This is a genomic window from Mesorhizobium sp. M1428, from assembly GCF_040317515.1.
Classification (GTDB): Bacteria; Pseudomonadota; Alphaproteobacteria; order Rhizobiales; family Rhizobiaceae; genus Mesorhizobium.
The window spans coordinates 51,649-69,767 of the sequence record NZ_JAMYKT010000005.1 but is presented as its reverse complement, the minus strand read 5'-3'; the positions used below and the strand labels follow the sequence as shown (position 1 = coordinate 69,767).

Sequence of the window (18,119 nt, the reverse complement as noted above, 5' to 3'; positions counted from 1 at the left end):
GGCCAGGAAAATCGCCGACCGGATTCCGCGGCCGAAGAAGAAAGTCACATGGCCGCAGGCGCGGGCGTTCTCGGTCCATCTCTTGACCGCGTCGGGCTCATTCCTGGCGTTTCTGTCGCTAGTGGCAGCAAGCGAGCAGCGCTGGACGGCGATGTTCTGGTGGCTGGGCCTGGCACTTTTCGTCGATGGCATCGATGGGCCGATCGCCAGGAAGCTCGACGTCAAGGAAATCCTGCCGACATGGTCTGGCGAACTGCTCGACAACATCATCGACTACGTGACCTACGTGTTGATTCCGGCCTTCGCGCTCTATCAGCGCGGCTTCATGGGCGAGCGCCTGTCGTTCCTGTCGGCGGCGATAATCGTGGTGTCGAGCGCAATCTACTATGCCGATACCGGCATGAAGACGAAGGAGAATTTCTTCAAGGGCTTTCCGGTCGTCTGGAACATGGTGGTGTTCACGCTGTTCGTCATCGAGCCCGGACAATGGGTTTCCTTCGCCGTGGTCGTGGTGGCCGGCATTCTCACCTTCGTGCCGATCAATTTCATCCATCCGGTGCGGGTGAAGCGGCTGCGGCCAATCAATCTCGGCATGACGCTGCTTTGGTGCGCTTTCGGCGCGCTGGCGCTGGCGCAGGCCGCACTTGCCTCCTTCTACGACCAGATTGGCGTGCTGGGCGAGCAGGTCAGCGATTTCATCAAGATCGGGATTACGGTCACCGGACTTTACCTCGCTTGCATCGGCGCTATCATGCAGTTCTTCCCAAATCTCGGCGCCAAGCCGGACAAGAAAGCCTGATCCCAAGAGAGCCAGAAAATGTCCAAAGCGATCCGCATCCATGCCCATGGCGGCCCGGAGGTCCTGACCTATGAGGATGCCGATCCCGGGCAGCCGGGCTCGGGACAGATCCTGGTCAAGCACACCGCGATCGGTCTCAATTTCATCGACGTCTATTATCGCTCTGGCCTTTATCCGCCGCAGGGCGGATTTCCGCTGATCCCCGGCGGCGAGGCGGCCGGCGTGGTCTTGGATGTCGGCTCGGACGTCGACTGGCTCAAACCCGGCGATCGCATCGCCTACGCCGTGACGACCGGCGCCTATGCCGGGCAGCGCGTGATCGCCGCCGACCGCGTGGTGAAGGTGCCGGACGGCATCAGCGACGAACAGGCCGCAGCGATGATGCTAAAGGGCATGACCGCCGAGTACTTGTTGCGCCGTACATTCAAGGTGAAAGCTGGCGACACGATCCTGTTTCATGCGGCGGCCGGCGGTGTCGGGCTGATCCTCGGCCAATGGGCCAAGCATCTCGGCGCGACAGTGATCGGCACGGCGAGTTCCACCGACAAGATCGAGATCGCCAAGGCGCATGGCTTCGACCACGTGATCAACTATCGCGAACAGGATTTCGTGGCCGGCGTTGCCGCTATCACCGGTGGCAAGAAATGCGACGTTGTCTATGACTCGGTCGGCAACGACACGTTTCCAGCCTCGCTCGATTGCCTGCGGCCGCTCGGCACGTTCGTCAGCTTCGGTCAATCGTCTGGGCCGATCCCACCTTTCAGCATCTCGCTGCTGGCGCAGAAGGGCTCGCTGTTCGCAACGCGGCCGACGCTGTTCGTCTACAATGCCAGGCGCGAAGATCTCGAGGCTTCCGCCGCCGCCTTGTTCGATGTGGTGCTCAGCGGCGCCGTCAAGATCAAGATCAACCAGCGTTACGCGCTCAGCGATGCGGGCAAGGCGCATGCCGATCTCGAAGGGCGCCGGACCACCGGGACAACAATACTTATCCCTTGAGCCCGCATTTTCGGCCCGCCAACGCCGCCGTTCTTGCGAACTGCTCTTTACCGCTTGAGTTTCCGCTGAAATTCTTGAAGCTCTTTCAAGTCGCGAGGCGCTTACCGTAGAGAGCAGCCCGCGCATACGATGCTTGCGGGAACACAGAACATGTCTGGCAAACCAGATGGAGGCACCGTGAGTGCAGATCAGGACGGCGCAAACCTGCTTGAGGTTCGCGGCCTCACAAAGATATTCGGCACATTGACGGCGTGCGACCATGTCGATCTCAACATCGCCAAGGGCGAGATCCATGCGTTGCTTGGCGAGAACGGCGCCGGCAAGTCGACCCTGGTGAAAATGCTGTTTGGATCGCTGGAACCGAATTCCGGCGAGATTTTCTGGAATGGCCAGGCGGTCAGGATCACCAGCCCCGGTACCGCAAAAAAGCTCGGCATCGGCATGGTTTTCCAGCATTTTTCGCTGTTCGAAGCGCTGACGGCTGCGGAGAACATCGCGCTGTCGCTGGATGACGGCTCGCCGATCAGCACGATCGCGGCCAAGGCGAGGGCGCTCTCCTACAGTTACGGCCTGCCTCTCGATCCGCTGTCGCTGGTCGGTGATCTGTCGGTCGGCGAGCGTCAGCGTATCGAAATCATCCGCTGCCTGCTGCAGACGCCACAACTCATCATCCTCGACGAGCCGACTTCGGTGCTGACGCCGCAGGAGGCCGATAAGCTGTTCGAGACGCTCGAACGGCTGCGTTCGGAAGGAAAGTCCATCCTCTACATTTCGCACCGGCTGGAAGAGGTCAAACGGATCTGCGACCGCGCCACCGTGCTGCGTCACGGCAAGGTGGTCGGCCATTGCAATCCGCGCCAGGAAACCGCGTCTTCGTTGGCGCGGATGATGGTCGGCAACGAGGTGCAGGCCGTGATGCGGGCGCCGGCCGAGGGTATCGAGACCGCGCCGGTGCTGCTTCAAATCCGCGAACTCACCCGCAAGCCGGCGACCCCGTTCTCGATCCCGCTCAGGAACATCAATCTTGAAGTCCGCGCCGGCGAGGTGATCGGCATTGCCGGTGTGGCGGGCAACGGCCAGGGCGAATTTTTCGAATCCGTTTCCGGCGAGGTGCTGCAGCAGGATGCCGGCTCGGTCCGCATCCGCGGTAAGGATGCCGGCGGCCTCACCATCACAGGCAGGCGCCTGATGGGCGCTGCCTTCGTCCCGGAAGAGCGGCTCGGCCATGGCGCAGCACCGCGCATGAAGCTTTCGGAGAACCTGCTCCTGTCGCGCCACGCCACCGATGGCAAGATGTTTGTCAGCGCCGGTGGAATGGTCAAGGGCGATGCGATCTATACCGCTGCCCAGCGCATCATAAAGGCAATGGACGTGCGCAAGAGCTCGCCGGATCCGGAGGCTGCGGCTCTTTCGGGCGGCAATCTGCAGAAATTCATCGTTGGCCGCGAACTCGACCGCCGGCCGAGCGTCTTGGTGGTCAATCAGCCGACCTGGGGGGTCGACGCGGGTGCGGCGGCCCACATCCGCCAGGCGCTGATCGAACTGGCGCGCAGCGGCTCGGCGGTGCTGGTGATCAGCCAGGACCTCGACGAGCTGTTCGAGATTTCCGATGCGATCACGGTCATGCACAATGGCGAACTTTCGAAGCCGCTGCCGATAGCTGAAGCGACATTCGAGAAGATCGGGCTGCTGATGGGCGGCGCCGAACCCGGGCATGCCGAACATACGCTGGAGACGGCCTGATGCGCCTCGAACTTGTAAAACGCCCGCAGCGCTCGATGCTGTTTTCGGCACTCTCGCCTTTCATCGCTTTCGTTTTGACGATCATTGCCGGTGCCATCATGTTCGCGCTGCTCGGCGTCAACCCGTTGACTGCGTTCCGCATCTACTTCATCGAACCGATCAGCCAGGTCTGGCAGCTGCATGAGCTGGCGATCAAGGCCGCCCCCCTGATCCTGATCGCGGTCGGACTGTCGGTCTGCTACAAGGCCAACATCTGGAACATCGGCGCCGAAGGCCAGTTCATCCTGGGCGGCATTGTCGGCTCGATCATCCCCGTGCTGTTTCCGCAGTTGGAAGGCCCATTGGTGCTGCCGCTGATGCTTCTGCTCGGCATGGTCGGCGGGGCCGCCTATGCTGCAATCCCGGCACTGCTGAAGACGCGCTTCAACACCAACGAGATCCTGACCAGCCTGATGCTGGTCTATGTCGCCCAGCTCTTCCTCGATTGGCTGGTGCGCGGGCCATGGCGCGATCCGCAGGGGCATGGTTTCCCGCAAACCATCCAGTTCAACGACTCGGCCATACTGCCGGAACTCCTCCCGGAATCCGGCCGGGCAAACTGGGGATTTGTCTTCGCGCTGATCGCGGCGATACTGATCTGGATCCTGATGAGCCGCATGCTAAAAGGCTTCGAGGTCCGCGTGCTCGGCTCAAGCCCGAGGGCAGGGCGCTTCGCCGGGTTTGGCCTTAACCGTATGGTCTTCTTTGCCTTCCTGCTGTCGGGCGCACTGGCCGGACTTGCAGGGATTTCGGAGGTCTCGGGCGCGATCGGACAATTGCAGCCGGTGATCTCGCCCGGCTACGGATTTACCGCCATCATCGTGGCATTCCTCGGCCGGCTCAATCCGCTCGGCATCGTCGCCGCAGGGCTTGTGCTGGCGCTGACCTATCTCGGCGGCGAGGCAGTGCAAAGCGCGCTCGGCATCTCCGACAAGGTGGCGCGAGTGTTCCAGGGCATGCTTTTGTTCTTCGTGCTCGGCTGCGACACGCTCATCCATTACCGCATTCGCCTGACCGGCTTTTCCGCGCCGAAGCTCGAGGCGGCGCCGAAACTGGAGGAAGCCCGCTGATGGACATCACCGTCAACATACTCTTGACCATCGCCACGGCGGCGACGCCGCTGCTGATCGCGGCGATCGGCGAACTGGTGGTCGAACGTTCCGGCGTGCTCAATCTCGGCGTCGAAGGCATGATGATCATGGGTGCGGTCGGCGGGTTCGGCGCCGGCTATCTCACCGGCTCGCCGTGGATAGGGCTGTTGGCGGCAATTGCCATGGGGGCAGTGTTCTCGCTGCTGTTCGCCGTCATGACGCTGTCGCTGGCCACCAACCAGGTGGCAACCGGCCTGTCCCTGACACTGCTCGGCCTCGGTCTTTCCGGCATGATGGGGACGAATTTTGTCGGCCAGCCCGGCGAGAGATTGCCTAACCTCGATATTCCCGGCCTGACCGCAATCCCGGTCGTCGGCAGGCTGCTGTTCGGTCAGGATCCAATCTTTTACATCTCGATCGCGCTGACCGCCGCCGTCATGTGGTTCCTGTTCAAGACCCGCACCGGGCTCACGCTGCGCTCGATCGGCGACAGCCATGCATCCGCCCATGCGCTTGGCATTCACGTCATCCGCTACCGTTATCTCTCAGTGATTTTCGGCGGCGCTTGTGCCGGCCTCGCCGGCGGTCACCTATCGCTGGTCTACACACCGCAATGGGTGGAGAACATGACCGCCGGCCGCGGCTGGATCGCGCTGGCTCTGGTCGTTTTCGCCTCCTGGCGGCCATGGCGGGTGCTGGCCGGCGCCTATATTTTCGGCGCGATCTGGGTTGGCCAGCTTCACGTCCAAGCCATAAATCTGCAGGACTTCGTCGACGCCCCCTGGTTGCTCTACAAGTTAATTTCGTTCTTAAAATCGTTTCCCTCGCAACTGCTTTCTTCGCTGCCCTATCTGGCAACCGTCGTGGTTCTCGTTCTAATCTCGCGCAACAAGCGTTTGACGATGATGAACACGCCGGCCTCCTTGGGCCAGCCATTCGTTCCGGATCGTTGACAACAAAAAGACGGAAGCTCCAAGGCTTAACTCAGAGAGGTAACACAATGAAAAAACTGCTTATTGCCCTGATGGCGACGACGGCCGCATTGTCATTGGCGGCCTCAGCCGAGGCGGCGGACAAGCTGAAGGCGTGCTGGGTCTACACCGGCCCGATCGGCGATTTCGGCTACTCCTACCAGCACGACCAAGGTCGCCTCGAGGTGGAAAAGGCACTCGGCGACAAGGTCGAGACCGCCTATCTCGAAAACGTCTCCGAAGGCCCCGATGCCGATCGCGCCTTCGAGCGCCTGGCGCGCGAGGGATGCAAGATCATTTTCGGCACGTCCTTCGGCTTCATGGACCCGGAAGTGAAGATCGCCAAGAAATTTCCCAAGGTGATGTTCGAGCATGCCACCGGTTACAAGACGGCTGAAAATCTCGGCATCTACAATGCGCGTTTCTATGAAGGCCGCTACGTGCTTGGCCAGATCGCCGCCAAGCAATCGAAGTCGGGCGTCGCCGGCTACATCGTTTCCTTCCCGATCCCAGAAGTGGTGATGGGCATAAATTCCTTTATGCTCGGCGCACAGTCGATCAACCCGAACTTCAAGGCGAAGATCGTGTGGGTGAACTCCTGGTTCGATCCGGGCAAGGAGGCCGACGCTGCCAAGGCATTGTTCGACCAGGGCGCCGATATCATTGTCCAGCACACCGACTCGACCGCTGCCTTGCAGGTGGCGGAGGAGCGCAAGCTGCACGGCTTCGGGCAGTCCTCCGACATGATCAAGTTCGCGCCGCACGCGCAGCTGACCGCGCTGACCGACGAGTGGGGTCCCTACTACATCAGCCGCGTCCAGGCGGCGCTCGACGGCACCTGGAAGCCCGACAATGTCTGGCTCGGCATTAAGGACGGCGCCGTCAAGCTGGCGCCGTTCACCAACATGCCCGACGACGTCAAGGCGATGGCCGAAGCCACCACCAAGAAGATCGCCGACGGCTGGAACCCCTTCACCGGGCCGATCGCCAAGCAGGACGGCACACCTTGGCTGAAGGAGGGCGAGGTCGCCGACGACGCCACGCTGCTCGGCATGAATTTCTACGTGAAGGGCGTCGACGACAAGCTGCCGCAGTAGGCAGCCGGAAACATATCGAACGAAGGGGCGCCACGCGGCGCCCTTTTGTTTTGGACGGAATATCAGACAGCTGAGCCGTAAAGGTCGTAAGCGTCAGCGCGCTCGATCTTGACCGTGACGATGTCGCCGGCGCGCAATGGCCGCCGCGACTGGATATGGACCGAACCGTCGATTTCGGGCGCATCGTATTTGGTCCGGCCCTTGGCCGCATTGCCATGCGCCTCGTCGATCAGGACCGGCAGGCGCTTGCCAATTTTCTTGGTGAGCTGCGTTGCCGAAATCTTCTGCTGGCGCTGCATGAAGCGGTGCCAGCGGGCTTCCTTGATCTCCTGCGGCACTTGCTCGAGGCCGAGCTCGTTGGAGCGGGCGCCTCTAACCGGCTCGTATTTGAAACAGCCGGCGCGGTCGATCTTGGCCTCGTCCAGCCAGTCGAGCAGCATCTCGAAATCGTCATCCGTCTCGCCGGGGAAGCCGACGATGAAGGTGGAGCGGATGGCAAGGTCCGGACAGACTTCGCGCCAGCCGCGAATGCGCTCGAGCGTCTTTTCGCCATGAGCTGGCCGACGCATATTCTTCAGCACCTGCGGCGAGGCGTGCTGGAACGGAATGTCGAGATAGGGAAGAATCTTGCCTTCGGCCATCAGTGGGATGACGTCTGCGACATGCGGGTAGGGATAGACATAGTGCATGCGCACCCAGACACCGAGCTTGCCGAGTTCCTCCGACAAATCCAAGAATTTCGCCCGTACTTCGCGGTCGCCGAACTGGCTTGCCTGATACTTGATGTCGATGCCGTAGGCGCTTGTGTCCTGCGAAATGACGAGGATCTCCTTGACGCCGGCCTTGGCCAGCTTCTCGGCTTCGCGCAACACGTCGGCGGCGGGCCGCGATACGAGGTTGCCACGCAGCGCCGGTATGATGCAGAAGGTGCAGCGGTTGTTGCAGCCTTCCGAAATCTTGAGATATGCATAGTGGCGCGGCGTCAGCTTGACGCCCTGCGGCGGCAAAAGGTCGATGTAGGGATCGTGGCTCGGGGGGGCAGCCTCATGCACTGCCGCCATCACGCTTTCATAGGCTTGCGGGCCGGTGATGGCGAGGACGTTGGGATGTCTTTCACGGATGACGTCCGGCTCGGCGCCGAGGCAGCCGGTGACGATGACTTTGCCATTCTCTGAAAGTGCCGAGCCGATAGCGTTGAGTGATTCGTCGCGGGCCGAATCGAGGAAGCCACAAGTGTTGACGACGACCAGGTCGGCACCGTCGTGCTTGCGGGCGATCTCGTAGCCTTCGGCGCGCAGGCGCGTGATGATGCGCTCCGAATCCACAAGGGCTTTCGGGCATCCAAGGCTGACGAAACTGACGCGAGGGGCGGACATCAAAGCTTTCCGGATTTTCAGGATTGGCGGCGCAGTATCACACTTGTTGCCGCATTGGTATGGGCAGCGGCTGCGGCGAAACGCAACCGCCAGCTTCGACGAAGGCTCGCCGAAGCTGAAAGGCCGGCCGATGCGAATTCGAGTCGACGCGTCAGCTCACCGCACTGCTGACATGCGGCAAGACTTCCACCGCGCCCCGGTAGACCATGTCGAGTGCGACATAGAAGATGATCAAAAGGCCGATATAGGCGATCCAGCGATGGCGGTGCAGCAGCTTGGCGATGAAGCTCGCGGCAAGGCCCATCAGCGCGATCGAAAGGACGAGGCCAATCACCAGCACCTGGAAGTGATCGCGCGCTGCGCCGGCGACCGCCAGCACGTTGTCGAGCGACATCGACACGTCGGCGATGACGATCTGCAATGCCGCCTGACCCAAGGTCTTCTTACGCGCCTTGCCGGCCACCATATGATCGCTGTTGATATCGGAATTGGACAGCGCTTCGGTCGCCTCCACCTCGTCGGCATGCGACGTGCGCAGCTCGCGATACATCTTCCAGCACACCCACAGCAGCAAGATGCCGCCGGCCAGCAGCAGGCCGACAATCTGCAGCAGAGTGACGGTGATCGCGGCAAAACCGATACGCAGCACCGTCGCCGCCACCACGCCGATGAGAATCGCTCTCTTGCGCTGCTCGACCGGCAAGCCCGCCGCGGCCAGGCCGATGACGATGGCGTTATCGCCTGCAAGCACGAGGTCGATGGCGATGACCTGGAGCAGGGCAGAGAAGCCCGCGGCAGTGAAAATTTCCATCGACTGGAAGTCCCTTGCTGGTTGGCCGACCGTTCGCGTCGAATGCCTGGAGGGCCTAACGTGTATGGTTCCCGCGCGTCAAGGGACTGGTTGGAACAAGGTCAGCTATATACAGAGTTTGCGACAATCGGGCCGAAACACTGGCAAAATGCGGCCACAGCTCCCGAATGCCTAGTTATAGAGGTTGTATTTGGGCCAGTCGCTTTCCGGAATTTCATCACCGATCCGGTAGCGGAGCTGCAGGACTTCCACCTGGTCCGGCGCTGTCTCGCATCTGAATTTCAGCCGGTACCATTGTCCCTTGCTGCGAAACGCAGCACCCGGGCTCTTGATCGCATCGGCGCCCATTTCGGGCGTCGCAAAAGCGTAGGCGACGACACGATCGGCTTTGTATTTGTGGTCGTCGCGGGTAATCCGGTCGAGAATTTCGGCGTCGCATCGCTGCTCCAGCCGGGTTTGCGGATCGAGTTTCAGCAGGCCGGCGCGCAATGCGCTGTCCATTGCGCTGGCCGGCCAAGCCACTATCGTCCATGCGAGGACCGCAGAAAATAGTCTATTCATAGGCGGGAGAAGCACCATATCCGGGCGGAGAAATCAACCCGACGAAGCGCGGCTGCGCGGCGGGTGACAGTCTTCGCTTTGTGGCAGGTTGTTGATTACGCAATAGTATCACCGGTACCTGGTATCGTTGCCGCGATCAGCACCTGTCGCATTTCAGCGACGCGAGAGGTGGCGCGCGGCATGGGGCAGAGCGGCGGTTCTCCCCGACGCGGACCGGCCTGTTAAAACCAGGCAGTCGAGAATCCGACGAGCGGAAAACTCGACGTCATGCCTGCAGGATTGAAGAAATTGGCCGGATATGGCGGAGGGAGTGGGATTCGAACCCACGGTGGGCTTGCACCCACGCCGGTTTTCAAGACCGGTGCCTTAAACCGCTCGGCCATCCCTCCAAGGTGACTTTTCAATCACTTAGGATATCGCGAGAGGAGCGGGTTCGAGCTGTCGGTACCGGATTGGCACCAGGACGTTCCCCGACCGGTTCGCGTTCCATTCCTGTAAAGCCGCATTCAACGCCAAGTCAACCGTGGCGGCCGCACCTTTCGGCGCGATCCAGGACGGTGAGAAGCGCCATGGCGAGCTGTGTTTTGTGCTGAGTGTGGAAAATCGTTTTTAAAACCCGCACGGAGTATTAATCGTTGAGCGCTGATATGTTGAGCGCATTAGGGACATGTAAGTAAATCGTATTCTGGAGTTGATTTTGGCCGTACTTGGCGCTCTCCCGCCCGGTCTCCGCTGTAGACCAATCTGCGAAACCGACTGGGAGGGAGTGGTCGATTGCCTGTGCAGGGGCTTTCCGGCGCGTAACCGGAGCTACTGGACACACGCTCTGACCCGCTTGTCGCAGCGGCCTGTGGTTGCCGAGTTCCCACAATATGGCTTTGCCTTGGAGCACGCCGGTCAGATCGTCGGCGTTGTGCTCACCCTTTATGCTCGCTATCAGGGGTCGGAGAGCGAGGAAATCCGCTGCAATCTTTCAAGCTGGTCAGTCGATGCAGAATTCCGTCCTTATGGTGCCATGTTGGTAGCGGCGGTTCTCAAGCGGAAGGACGTGACCTACACGAACATTTCGCCGGCACAAGCGACATTGAAAGCCAACCGGGCGCTCGGCTTTCGGCTCTTCTCCAGCGGACAATTTACCTTCTTGCCGGCTTTAAGTTCGGCGCAGCGGTCATGTCGCGTAGTCGAAGTGCGTCCCGATCTTCCGGAATTGGCGATGCTGCCCGAGGATGAGAGATACATACTCGAGGAACACGCCGCGCTGGGCTGCCTGTCGTTGATCTGCATTTGCGACGGAGCAGCGTTCCCCCTGGTGTTGATGCCGCGCCGAATGTTGCACGGTGCTATCCGATCCCATCAGGTCATCTATTGCCGCTCGCTTGCGGATTTGAGCCGCTGCGCCGGTGCGACGGGGCGGTTTCTCTTGCGAAGCGGAATCCTGGTTTGCTTTGTCGACGCCAAGGAGCCGATTCCAGGTTTGGTGGGATGGTACCGGCCCAACAAGGGGCTGAAATACTTCAAAGGTCCCAGACCACCCGCACCTGGAGATCTGACGTTCACCGAGCTTGTGATCTTCGGTCCCTGATCTGCGCTGGCAGCCAGGCCAGGCCAAGGGCAAGGCGGGCCACGAACCGCGTTGCTGATCGATAAGCGATGACTTTCATGCCGATCGGCGAGACGATCCGTGCCACAATCTCGCCCGGTTCCGACCACAATCGGTTAATACGGTGATAAACAATTCCTGCGCACAAAAAGGGTTGGGGTAGGGCGTCGCCGGCGTTTCTGGAGTGGGTGCTTTGGCATCGCTGACGTTCATGCTGCGGTGCCTTCGTCGATGCTATAGGGGACGATCAAAATATGCAGACCACGGCGCGCCCGCGTCTTCGTCGCGCTTCCGCTTTCGCGCTGTTTGCCTTGTCGGCAGCCTTTCTTGCGGCATGTGCCGGCCCGCAGCAAAAGGCGATGGTCAACAAGAAACCTCGTTCCAAGGAATATTTTTCGGAAGCCGAGTATGGCGTGAAAGCCAGCCCGCGCGTGATGTTCAAGACATCTCGGGGACGCGACCAACTCGGCAAGCCCTATCAGGTGCGCGGCAAGTGGTATTATCCGAAGGAAGACAAACGTTACGCCAAGGTTGGCCTCGCGTCCTGGTACGGTGAGGCGTTCCACGGCCGGTTGACCGCCAACGGCGAAGTTTACGACATGGCAGATCTGACGGCGGCGCATCCGACCATGCCGCTGCCGAGCTATGCGCGGGTCACCAACATGAAGACCGGCAGCTCGGTGATTGTGCGCGTCAACGATCGCGGACCCTATCATGATGGACGCATCATCGATGTGTCGAAGCGCGCTGCTGAAATGCTCGATTATGCCAATATCGGTACGGCCGAGGTGAAGGTCGAATATGTCGGCCGTGCGCCGCTCGAAGGCAATGACGGGCAGTATCTTATGGCTTCGTATCGTCCAGGCAACAGGGCGCCGGATCCGTCGGACGGTCTGCCCAGCGGTGTCATGGTCGCGATGAATGGGCCGTCGCCAAGCCTGCCCGTGAGCGCTGCTGCCGTGCCGTTCCCCGGTCAGCTGACAAATTCCGGGCAGGGATCCGATGCAGGGCCTGTCATGGCGGTGCAAGCATCTGCTTCGGGAGACATTGTACTGCCCGATTTCGGCCCGATCGTGCCAGAGCGTCCGGAGATCAACCTGCCGGCGCAATCGCCGTTCACCGTGGCGTCGCTGTCTTATGCGGACGAGCGCGTGCAGCGTGCCTCCAACGCGTTCGCCGAGCTGGATGGCGCCGGCATGTCGCCCGCCGAAATTCTTCAATCGTGGAAGCGGCAAGCTCCTCCAACCGGGTCGCCCGCGGCCTATGTCGCGGCGGGTTCGTTCGAGGATGCCGCCGAAGCGGAGCGTGTGGCGGCCCAGCTTTCCAGCTTCGGCAAGACCGAGATCCAGCGCTCGGAACTTGAAGGCAAGGACTGGTACTCGGTCAACCTCTTTGCCGACGGCCGTGGTAGCCTGGACGAGATGCTGCAGGCAGCGTGGTCGCATGGTGCGCCGGATGCGCTTGCTGTACGCAACTGAGCTCGGGGCTGCCTGGTTTTTTTCGTGCGCGATTGATCCGCCAGGGAAAAGCCTGATGGCTTCCGCCAACTTGCAAAAGCGCCGGCTCACTGGTCGAACCCTGATGAAATTTTTTCACCCTTTCACCGGGCTTATGGCGCTCGGCCTGCTGCTGCTCTCGCTTGCGCCGGCCTCAGCACAGCTTTTCGAGACCAAGGCCGCGCAGGCCTTCATGATCGATGCCGACACCGGAACCGTGCTGTTTTCCAAGGACGCCGACAGCTTGATCCCGCCGGCCTCGCTGGCCAAGCTGATGACGATGGAAGTGGTCTTCGACGCCATCAAATCAGGGCGCATGACGCTCGATGACACCTTCGTGGTGAGCGAGAACGCCTGGCGCAAAGGCGGCGCTCCTTCGGGGACATCGACCATGTTCGCCAAGCTCAAGTCGACGATCAGGCTGGAAGACCTGATCCAGGGCGTGACCGTGCAGGCGGCCAATGACGGCTGTATCGTCATCGCTGAAGGGATGGCCGGGTCCGAGGCAAACTTCGCGGCGCAGATGACCGAGCGTGCCCGCCAGATCGGCTTGCAGAAATCGACCTTCGTCAATTCCACCGGTCTGCCGGCCGATGGGCAGCAAACGAGCGTTCGCGAACTCGCGCTTCTGGCGCTGCATATCTGGCGCAACTACCCGGATCTCTACCGCTATTACGGCCAGAAGGATTTTACCTGGAACAAGATTTCCCAGAGGAACCGCAATCCGCTGCTGGCCATGGATGTAGGCGCCGACGGGCTCGCGGTCGGCGCGAGCGAGCAATCCGGGTTCGGCATCGTCGGCTCGGTCAGCCACAATGGCACAAGGGTGATCGCGGCGATGAGCGGCCTGGCAAACGACCGTGAGCGTGCCGAGGAAGCGCGAAAGCTGCTCGACTGGGGCGTTCGCTCCTTCGAGAAGACTGAAATATTCGCCAAGGACGAAGTGGTTGGCGAAGCCCAGGTCTTTGGCGGCGCCAAGTCCGGTGTCGCGTTAAAGGCAAAAGGACCGGTGCAGATCTTCCTGCCGATCACCAACCGCGACAAGCTCACCGCCAGGATCGTCTATGACGGACCGGTTGCAGCGCCGGTGGAGGAGGGGCAGCCGGTCGGTGCGCTGCGCGTCTGGATCGGCGATACGCTGAGCCAGGAGACGCCGCTGTTTGCCGCCGAGTCGATCGGTGTCGGCTCGCTGCCGCAGCGCGCGCTCGATGCCGCCAAGGAACTGGCCGTCGGCTGGCTGCGTTAGCACCGTCGCGGTGGACCTTTTTTCCCGCCGGGACTATACGGTCCCCGAAGTATGGACAAAGGCTTTGGCGCGCGGATTTTTCATCACTTTTGAAGGCGGCGAAGGAGCAGGCAAGTCGACGCAGATCGAGCGACTGGCAAAGAAGATGCGCGCCAAGAAATACGATGTGCTGGTGACACGTGAGCCGGGTGGCTCGCCGGGCGCGGAGGCCGTCAGGCATGTCCTGCTTTCAGGCGCAGCCGAGCCGTTCGGCCCCAAGATGGAAGCGTTGCTTTTCGCCGCTGCGCGATCCGACCATGTCGAACAGGTCATCCGGCCGGCGGTCGAGCGCGGCTCAGTCGTGCTTTGCGATCGTTTCATGGATTCCTCGCGCGTCTACCAGGGCGTCACCGGCGGCCTCGACCCGGCATTCATGGACGCGTTGGAGAAGGTCGCCATCAACGGCATGGTGCCGGACATGACACTGATCTTCGACATCGACCCTGCCGAGGGCTTGAGGCGCGCTACCGCCCGGCGGGGCAGCACTGACGGACCGGACCGCTTCGAGAAGGAAACATTGGCCATCCACCAACGCCGGCGTGAGGCGTTTCTCGCGATCGCCGCAGCTGAACCCGAACGCTGCGTCGTCGTCGATGCGTCAGCCGACCTAGATGCGGTGGAGGATGTCGTTACCGCCACCGTCTTTGCGGCTCTCGAGAGGATGATGCCGGCGCAAAGAAGGCAGGCGGCGCCGGCATGATTTTCGAACGCATCGCGCCCGAACAGCACGACACGCTGGACGGGGTGCCAGAGCCATCCGAGACGCCACGTCTTGTCGGTCACCTGCAAGCGGCCAACATGCTGGCCACCGCTTACCGCTCGGGAAAGCTGCCGCACGCACTGATCTTTGCCGGACCGGTTGGCATCGGCAAGGCGACGCTGGCCTTTCACCTGGCGCATCATCTGTTGAAGCACCCGGCCTTCGAGCAGGCGCCGGAAAGCCTTGCCGTTCCAGATCCGGCTTCGTCACTGTTTCGTCAGATCGCCACCGGGGCACATCCTTCGGTGCTGCATCTTACACGCCCCGCCAACGACAAGACCAAGAGCTTCAAGACAGTGGTCACGGTCGACGAAATCCGCAAGGTCAGCCGTTTTCTGTCGTTGACCTCGCACGACGGCAGCTACCGGGTGGTTATCGTCGATCCCGCCGACGACATGAACACCAATGCTGCCAATGCCTTGCTGAAGAATCTTGAAGAGCCACCCGCGCGCACCTTGTTCATCCTCATCGTCCATGCGCCGGGCAGTCTGCTGCCGACGATCCGGTCGCGCTGCCAGATGGTGCGGTTGGCGCCGCTCGATGCCGAGAGCTTGATGACGATTCTGGAGGGCATCGAGCCGCCGCCACCGGAGGATCCTGCGGCGCGCGCGGCGCTGGCGCAGCGGGCAGGGGGCAGCGCGCGCAATGCGATCCTGTTGACGCAGTATGGCGGGCTTGAAATCGCCGCCACCCTCGACGCTCTGGTGATGTCCAAAAAGATAGATGTCGCAGGCGCCTACCGTCTTGCCGAGGCGGTCGCCGGCCGCGACCAGGCGATCCCGTTCGAGATATTCAATCGCCGCGCGCTTGATCTGCTGTCGGCCTGCGCCAGCCAGGCCGCGCTCGCCGGCGATCTCGCGCGGGCCAAAACGCTGTCGGATACTTGGCACGAGGCTTTGAACGCTATATCTGAAACCGAGACCTACAACCTCGACAAAAAGCAGCACGCCCTGACCATGATCGACCGCCTGAATTCTGCAATGCGAATGTGACGGCCGCTGGCGTGGCTTTTGAGCCCTGAGTATTGATTCCCAATCAATCGCAGGAACTTCGAAGCCACCACATTGGCGTCGGATGGCAATTGCCGTTTCGATGCGATATCTCACCGCGACATCTTTCATTCAGACATTCATGACGGCTCATCCATGGCACGCGAAAAATACTACGTCACGACGCCGATTTTCTATCCGAACGGCAAGCCGCATATCGGCCATGCCTACAATGTCATCGCCAGCGACACGCTGGCCCGCTTCCAGCGGCTCGATGGCAAGGACGTCTTCTTCGTCTCGGGAACCGACGAGCACGGTTTGAAGATGCAGCAGACGGCGGACGCCGAAGGCCTGACGCCGAAAGCGCTTGCCGATCGCAACTCGGCGATCTTTCGCTCGATGCTCGAAGCGACCGGTTGCTCGAACGATGTTTTCATCCGCACCACCGAGGAGCGTCATTACAAGGCCTGCCAGGCGATCTGGACGCGCATGGCGGAGAATGGCGACATCTACCTCGACCGCTACAGCGGCTGGTATTCGGTGCGGCAGGAAGCCTATTTCGACGAGGCCGAAACCAAGGTCGGTGACGACGGCGTGCGCCGCGAACCGCTCGGCTCGCCTGTCGAATGGACCGAGGAAGAGAGCTATTTCTTCCGCCTTTCCGCCTATCAGGACAGACTGCTCGCGCTCTACGAGAACAGCCCCGAATTCGTCGGACCGGCGGAGCGGCGCAATGAAATCATCAGCTTTGTCAAATCCGGCCTGAAGGATCTGTCGATCTCGCGCACCACATTCAAATGGGGCGTGCCGGTGCCCGGCGATGAGAAGCATGTGATGTATGTCTGGGTCGATGCCCTAACCAACTACATCACCGCCGCCGGTTATCCGGATCCGGCTAATGAGAGATGGTCTTTCTGGCCAGCAAACGTCCACGTCATCGGCAAGGACATCATCCGCTTCCACGCGGTCTACTGGCCGGCATTCCTGATGTCGGCCGGCATCGAATTGCCGAAGCGCGTGTTCGCACATGGTTTTCTGTTCAACCGTGGCGAGAAAATGTCGAAGTCGGTCGGCAATGTCGTCGACCCGTTCGCGATGATCGAGCACTACGGCCTCGACCAGGTGCGCTATTTCTTCATGCGCGAAGTGCCGTTCGGCCAGGACGGCAGCTACAGTCACGATGCCATCGTCAACCGCACCAATGCCGACCTCGCCAACGATCTCGGCAATCTGGCGCAGCGCTCGCTGTCGATGATCGCCAAGAACTGCGGCGGCGTGGTGCCTAAGCGCGGCGAATTGAGCGATGCCGACAAAGCGATCCTCGATCAGGCAGATACCGCCCTTGTCACGGCGCGCAGGACGATGGCCGACCAGGGCATCCACCTTGCTCTGGCGGCGATCTTTGGCGTAGTAGCCGAAGCCAACCGCTATTTCGCCGGGCAGGAGCCATGGGCGCTGAAGAAGACCGATCCGGCGCGCATGGAAACGGTGTTGTGGACGACCGCTGAGGCGATCCGGCGCATCGCGATCCTTTGCCAGCCCGTGGTCCCGACTTCGGCGGCGAAGCTGCTCGACCTGCTGGCGGTGCCGCCAGACAGCCGCGACTTCGCGCATGTCGCCGAGGCTCACGCGCTGGTTTCAGGCACGGCTCTGCCGGCGCCGGAACCGGTATTTCCACGTTATGTCGAGCAAACGGATACAAGCGCCTGATGCTGGTCGACAGTCACTGCCATCTCGACTTTCCGGACTTCGCCGAGGAGCGGGCGGCCATTGTCGCCCGCGCCCTTACGGCCGGCATCGGCCGAATGGTGACGATCTCGACGAGGGTGAAGCGATTTAGCCAAGTGCTTGAGATTGCCGAAACTTTCGATGAGGTCTATTGCTCGGTTGGCACCCATCCGCACAATGCGGCCGAAGAGCTTGATGTCACTGTCGATGATCTGGTGCGGCTCTCTGCTCATCGCAAAGTCGTGGCGATCGGCGAGGCTGGGCTCGACTATTTCTACGATCATGCGCCGCGCGATGCACAGGCGCAGGGCTTTCGCACCCACATCACTGCGGCGCGCGAGACCGGTCTGCCGCTGGTCATCCATTCGCGCGACGCCGACGATGACATGGCTGATATACTCGAAGAAGAAACAGGGAAGGGCGCCTTCCCCTTCATCCTGCACTGTTTTTCGTCCGGACGCAGGCTGGCCGAGATCGGTGTGGCGCTTGGCGGCTACGTTTCGTTTTCCGGCATCCTGACCTTCAAAAACTCCGCCGAGCTGCGCGCCGTCGCCGCCGATACGCCGCGCGACCGTCTGCTGGTTGAAACCGATGCGCCATATCTGGCGCCGATACCGTTCCGCGGCAAGCGCAATGAGCCCGCCTATGTCGCGCATACAGCCAAGGTGCTGGCCGAGACGATTGGCGTCGGCGAGGCCGAAATCGCTGATATCACCACGGATAATTTCTTCCGGCTGTTCAGGAAAATGCCGCGCCCGAGCGCGCCGGGCGCCTGAC

General features: G+C 61.3%; 16 protein-coding genes and 1 tRNA gene. 13 read left to right on the top strand and 4 right to left on the bottom strand.

Annotated features, from left to right (window positions below):
- Positions 1-22 precede the first annotated feature (22 nt).
- The 6 genes from pcsA (at position 23) to NKG60_RS09115 (ending at position 6,736) form a co-directional block, all read left to right on the top strand.
- The gene (pcsA, locus tag NKG60_RS09140; protein WP_502893794.1) at positions 23-799 is read left to right on the top strand and encodes a phosphatidylcholine synthase; all 777 of its coding nucleotides are present in this window, start codon (positions 23-25) and stop codon (positions 797-799) included.
- A gap of 18 nt (positions 800-817) precedes the next feature.
- On the top strand, positions 818-1,795 hold the full coding sequence (locus NKG60_RS09135; RefSeq protein WP_352666749.1) for a quinone oxidoreductase family protein: 978 nt from the start codon (positions 818-820) through the stop codon (positions 1,793-1,795).
- Positions 1,796-1,945: 150 nt separating this feature from the next.
- Positions 1,946-3,538, top strand: a complete 1,593-nt coding sequence (locus NKG60_RS09130) for an ABC transporter ATP-binding protein (protein ID WP_502911906.1) — start codon at positions 1,946-1,948, stop codon at positions 3,536-3,538.
- Complete coding sequence (locus NKG60_RS09125; protein WP_352666875.1) at positions 3,535-4,647, top strand: ABC transporter permease; 1,113 nt, start codon at positions 3,535-3,537, stop codon at positions 4,645-4,647. Before NKG60_RS09130 ends, NKG60_RS09125 begins: the two co-directional genes overlap by 4 nt.
- Positions 4,647-5,621: an ABC transporter permease gene (locus NKG60_RS09120; protein WP_352666755.1), complete on the top strand. Its 975-nt coding sequence runs from the start codon at positions 4,647-4,649 to the stop codon at positions 5,619-5,621. The genes NKG60_RS09125 and NKG60_RS09120 overlap by 1 nt, the downstream gene beginning before the upstream one ends.
- Before the next feature lie 47 nt (positions 5,622-5,668).
- Positions 5,669-6,736 (top strand): BMP family ABC transporter substrate-binding protein, encoded by a 1,068-nt coding sequence (locus NKG60_RS09115; protein ID WP_352621764.1) that lies wholly within the window; start codon positions 5,669-5,671, stop codon positions 6,734-6,736.
- Between the two features lie 62 nt (positions 6,737-6,798).
- On the opposite strand, the gene rimO is transcribed toward NKG60_RS09115, so the two are convergent.
- The 4 genes from rimO to NKG60_RS09095 all read right to left on the bottom strand — a co-directional run bounded on the left by rimO (position 6,799) and on the right by NKG60_RS09095 (position 9,873).
- Complete coding sequence (gene rimO / locus NKG60_RS09110; RefSeq protein WP_352666758.1) at positions 6,799-8,112, bottom strand: 30S ribosomal protein S12 methylthiotransferase RimO; 1,314 nt, start codon at positions 8,110-8,112, stop codon at positions 6,799-6,801.
- A 151-nt stretch (positions 8,113-8,263) separates the two neighbouring features.
- Positions 8,264-8,923: a TerC family protein gene (locus NKG60_RS09105; RefSeq protein ID WP_352666760.1), complete on the bottom strand. Its 660-nt coding sequence runs from the start codon at positions 8,921-8,923 to the stop codon at positions 8,264-8,266.
- Positions 8,924-9,094: 171 nt separating this feature from the next.
- Positions 9,095-9,502, bottom strand: a complete 408-nt coding sequence (locus NKG60_RS09100) for a DUF930 domain-containing protein (RefSeq protein ID WP_352666763.1) — start codon at positions 9,500-9,502, stop codon at positions 9,095-9,097.
- Positions 9,503-9,783: 281 nt separating this feature from the next.
- A tRNA-Ser gene (locus NKG60_RS09095) sits at positions 9,784-9,873 on the bottom strand.
- 461 nt (positions 9,874-10,334) lie between these two features.
- Between NKG60_RS09095 and NKG60_RS09090 the strand changes: the two genes are divergently transcribed.
- The 7 genes from NKG60_RS09090 to NKG60_RS09060 all read left to right on the top strand — a co-directional run bounded on the left by NKG60_RS09090 (position 10,335) and on the right by NKG60_RS09060 (position 18,118).
- On the top strand, positions 10,335-11,066 hold the full coding sequence (locus NKG60_RS09090; RefSeq protein ID WP_352666766.1) for a hypothetical protein: 732 nt from the start codon (positions 10,335-10,337) through the stop codon (positions 11,064-11,066).
- A gap of 272 nt (positions 11,067-11,338) precedes the next feature.
- Entirely contained in the window at positions 11,339-12,562 is a 1,224-nt protein-coding gene (locus NKG60_RS09085; protein WP_352666768.1) for a septal ring lytic transglycosylase RlpA family protein, read from the top strand.
- 133 nt (positions 12,563-12,695) lie between these two features.
- Positions 12,696-13,826: a D-alanyl-D-alanine carboxypeptidase family protein gene (locus NKG60_RS09080; protein ID WP_352666878.1), complete on the top strand. Its 1,131-nt coding sequence runs from the start codon at positions 12,696-12,698 to the stop codon at positions 13,824-13,826.
- Positions 13,827-13,890: 64 nt separating this feature from the next.
- Positions 13,891-14,565, top strand: a complete 675-nt coding sequence (gene tmk / locus NKG60_RS09075; RefSeq protein WP_352666770.1) for a dTMP kinase — start codon at positions 13,891-13,893, stop codon at positions 14,563-14,565.
- A complete protein-coding gene (locus NKG60_RS09070; RefSeq protein ID WP_352666773.1) occupies positions 14,562-15,617 on the top strand; it encodes a DNA polymerase III subunit delta' in 1,056 nt (351 codons plus the stop codon). The genes tmk and NKG60_RS09070 overlap by 4 nt, the downstream gene beginning before the upstream one ends.
- A gap of 120 nt (positions 15,618-15,737) precedes the next feature.
- Entirely contained in the window at positions 15,738-17,324 is a 1,587-nt protein-coding gene (gene metG / locus NKG60_RS09065) for a methionine--tRNA ligase (RefSeq protein ID WP_352666881.1), read from the top strand.
- Positions 17,324-18,118, top strand: a complete 795-nt coding sequence (locus NKG60_RS09060; RefSeq protein WP_352666776.1) for a TatD family hydrolase — start codon at positions 17,324-17,326, stop codon at positions 18,116-18,118. The genes metG and NKG60_RS09060 overlap by 1 nt, the downstream gene beginning before the upstream one ends.
- The last annotated feature ends 1 nt before the right edge of the window (position 18,119 follow it).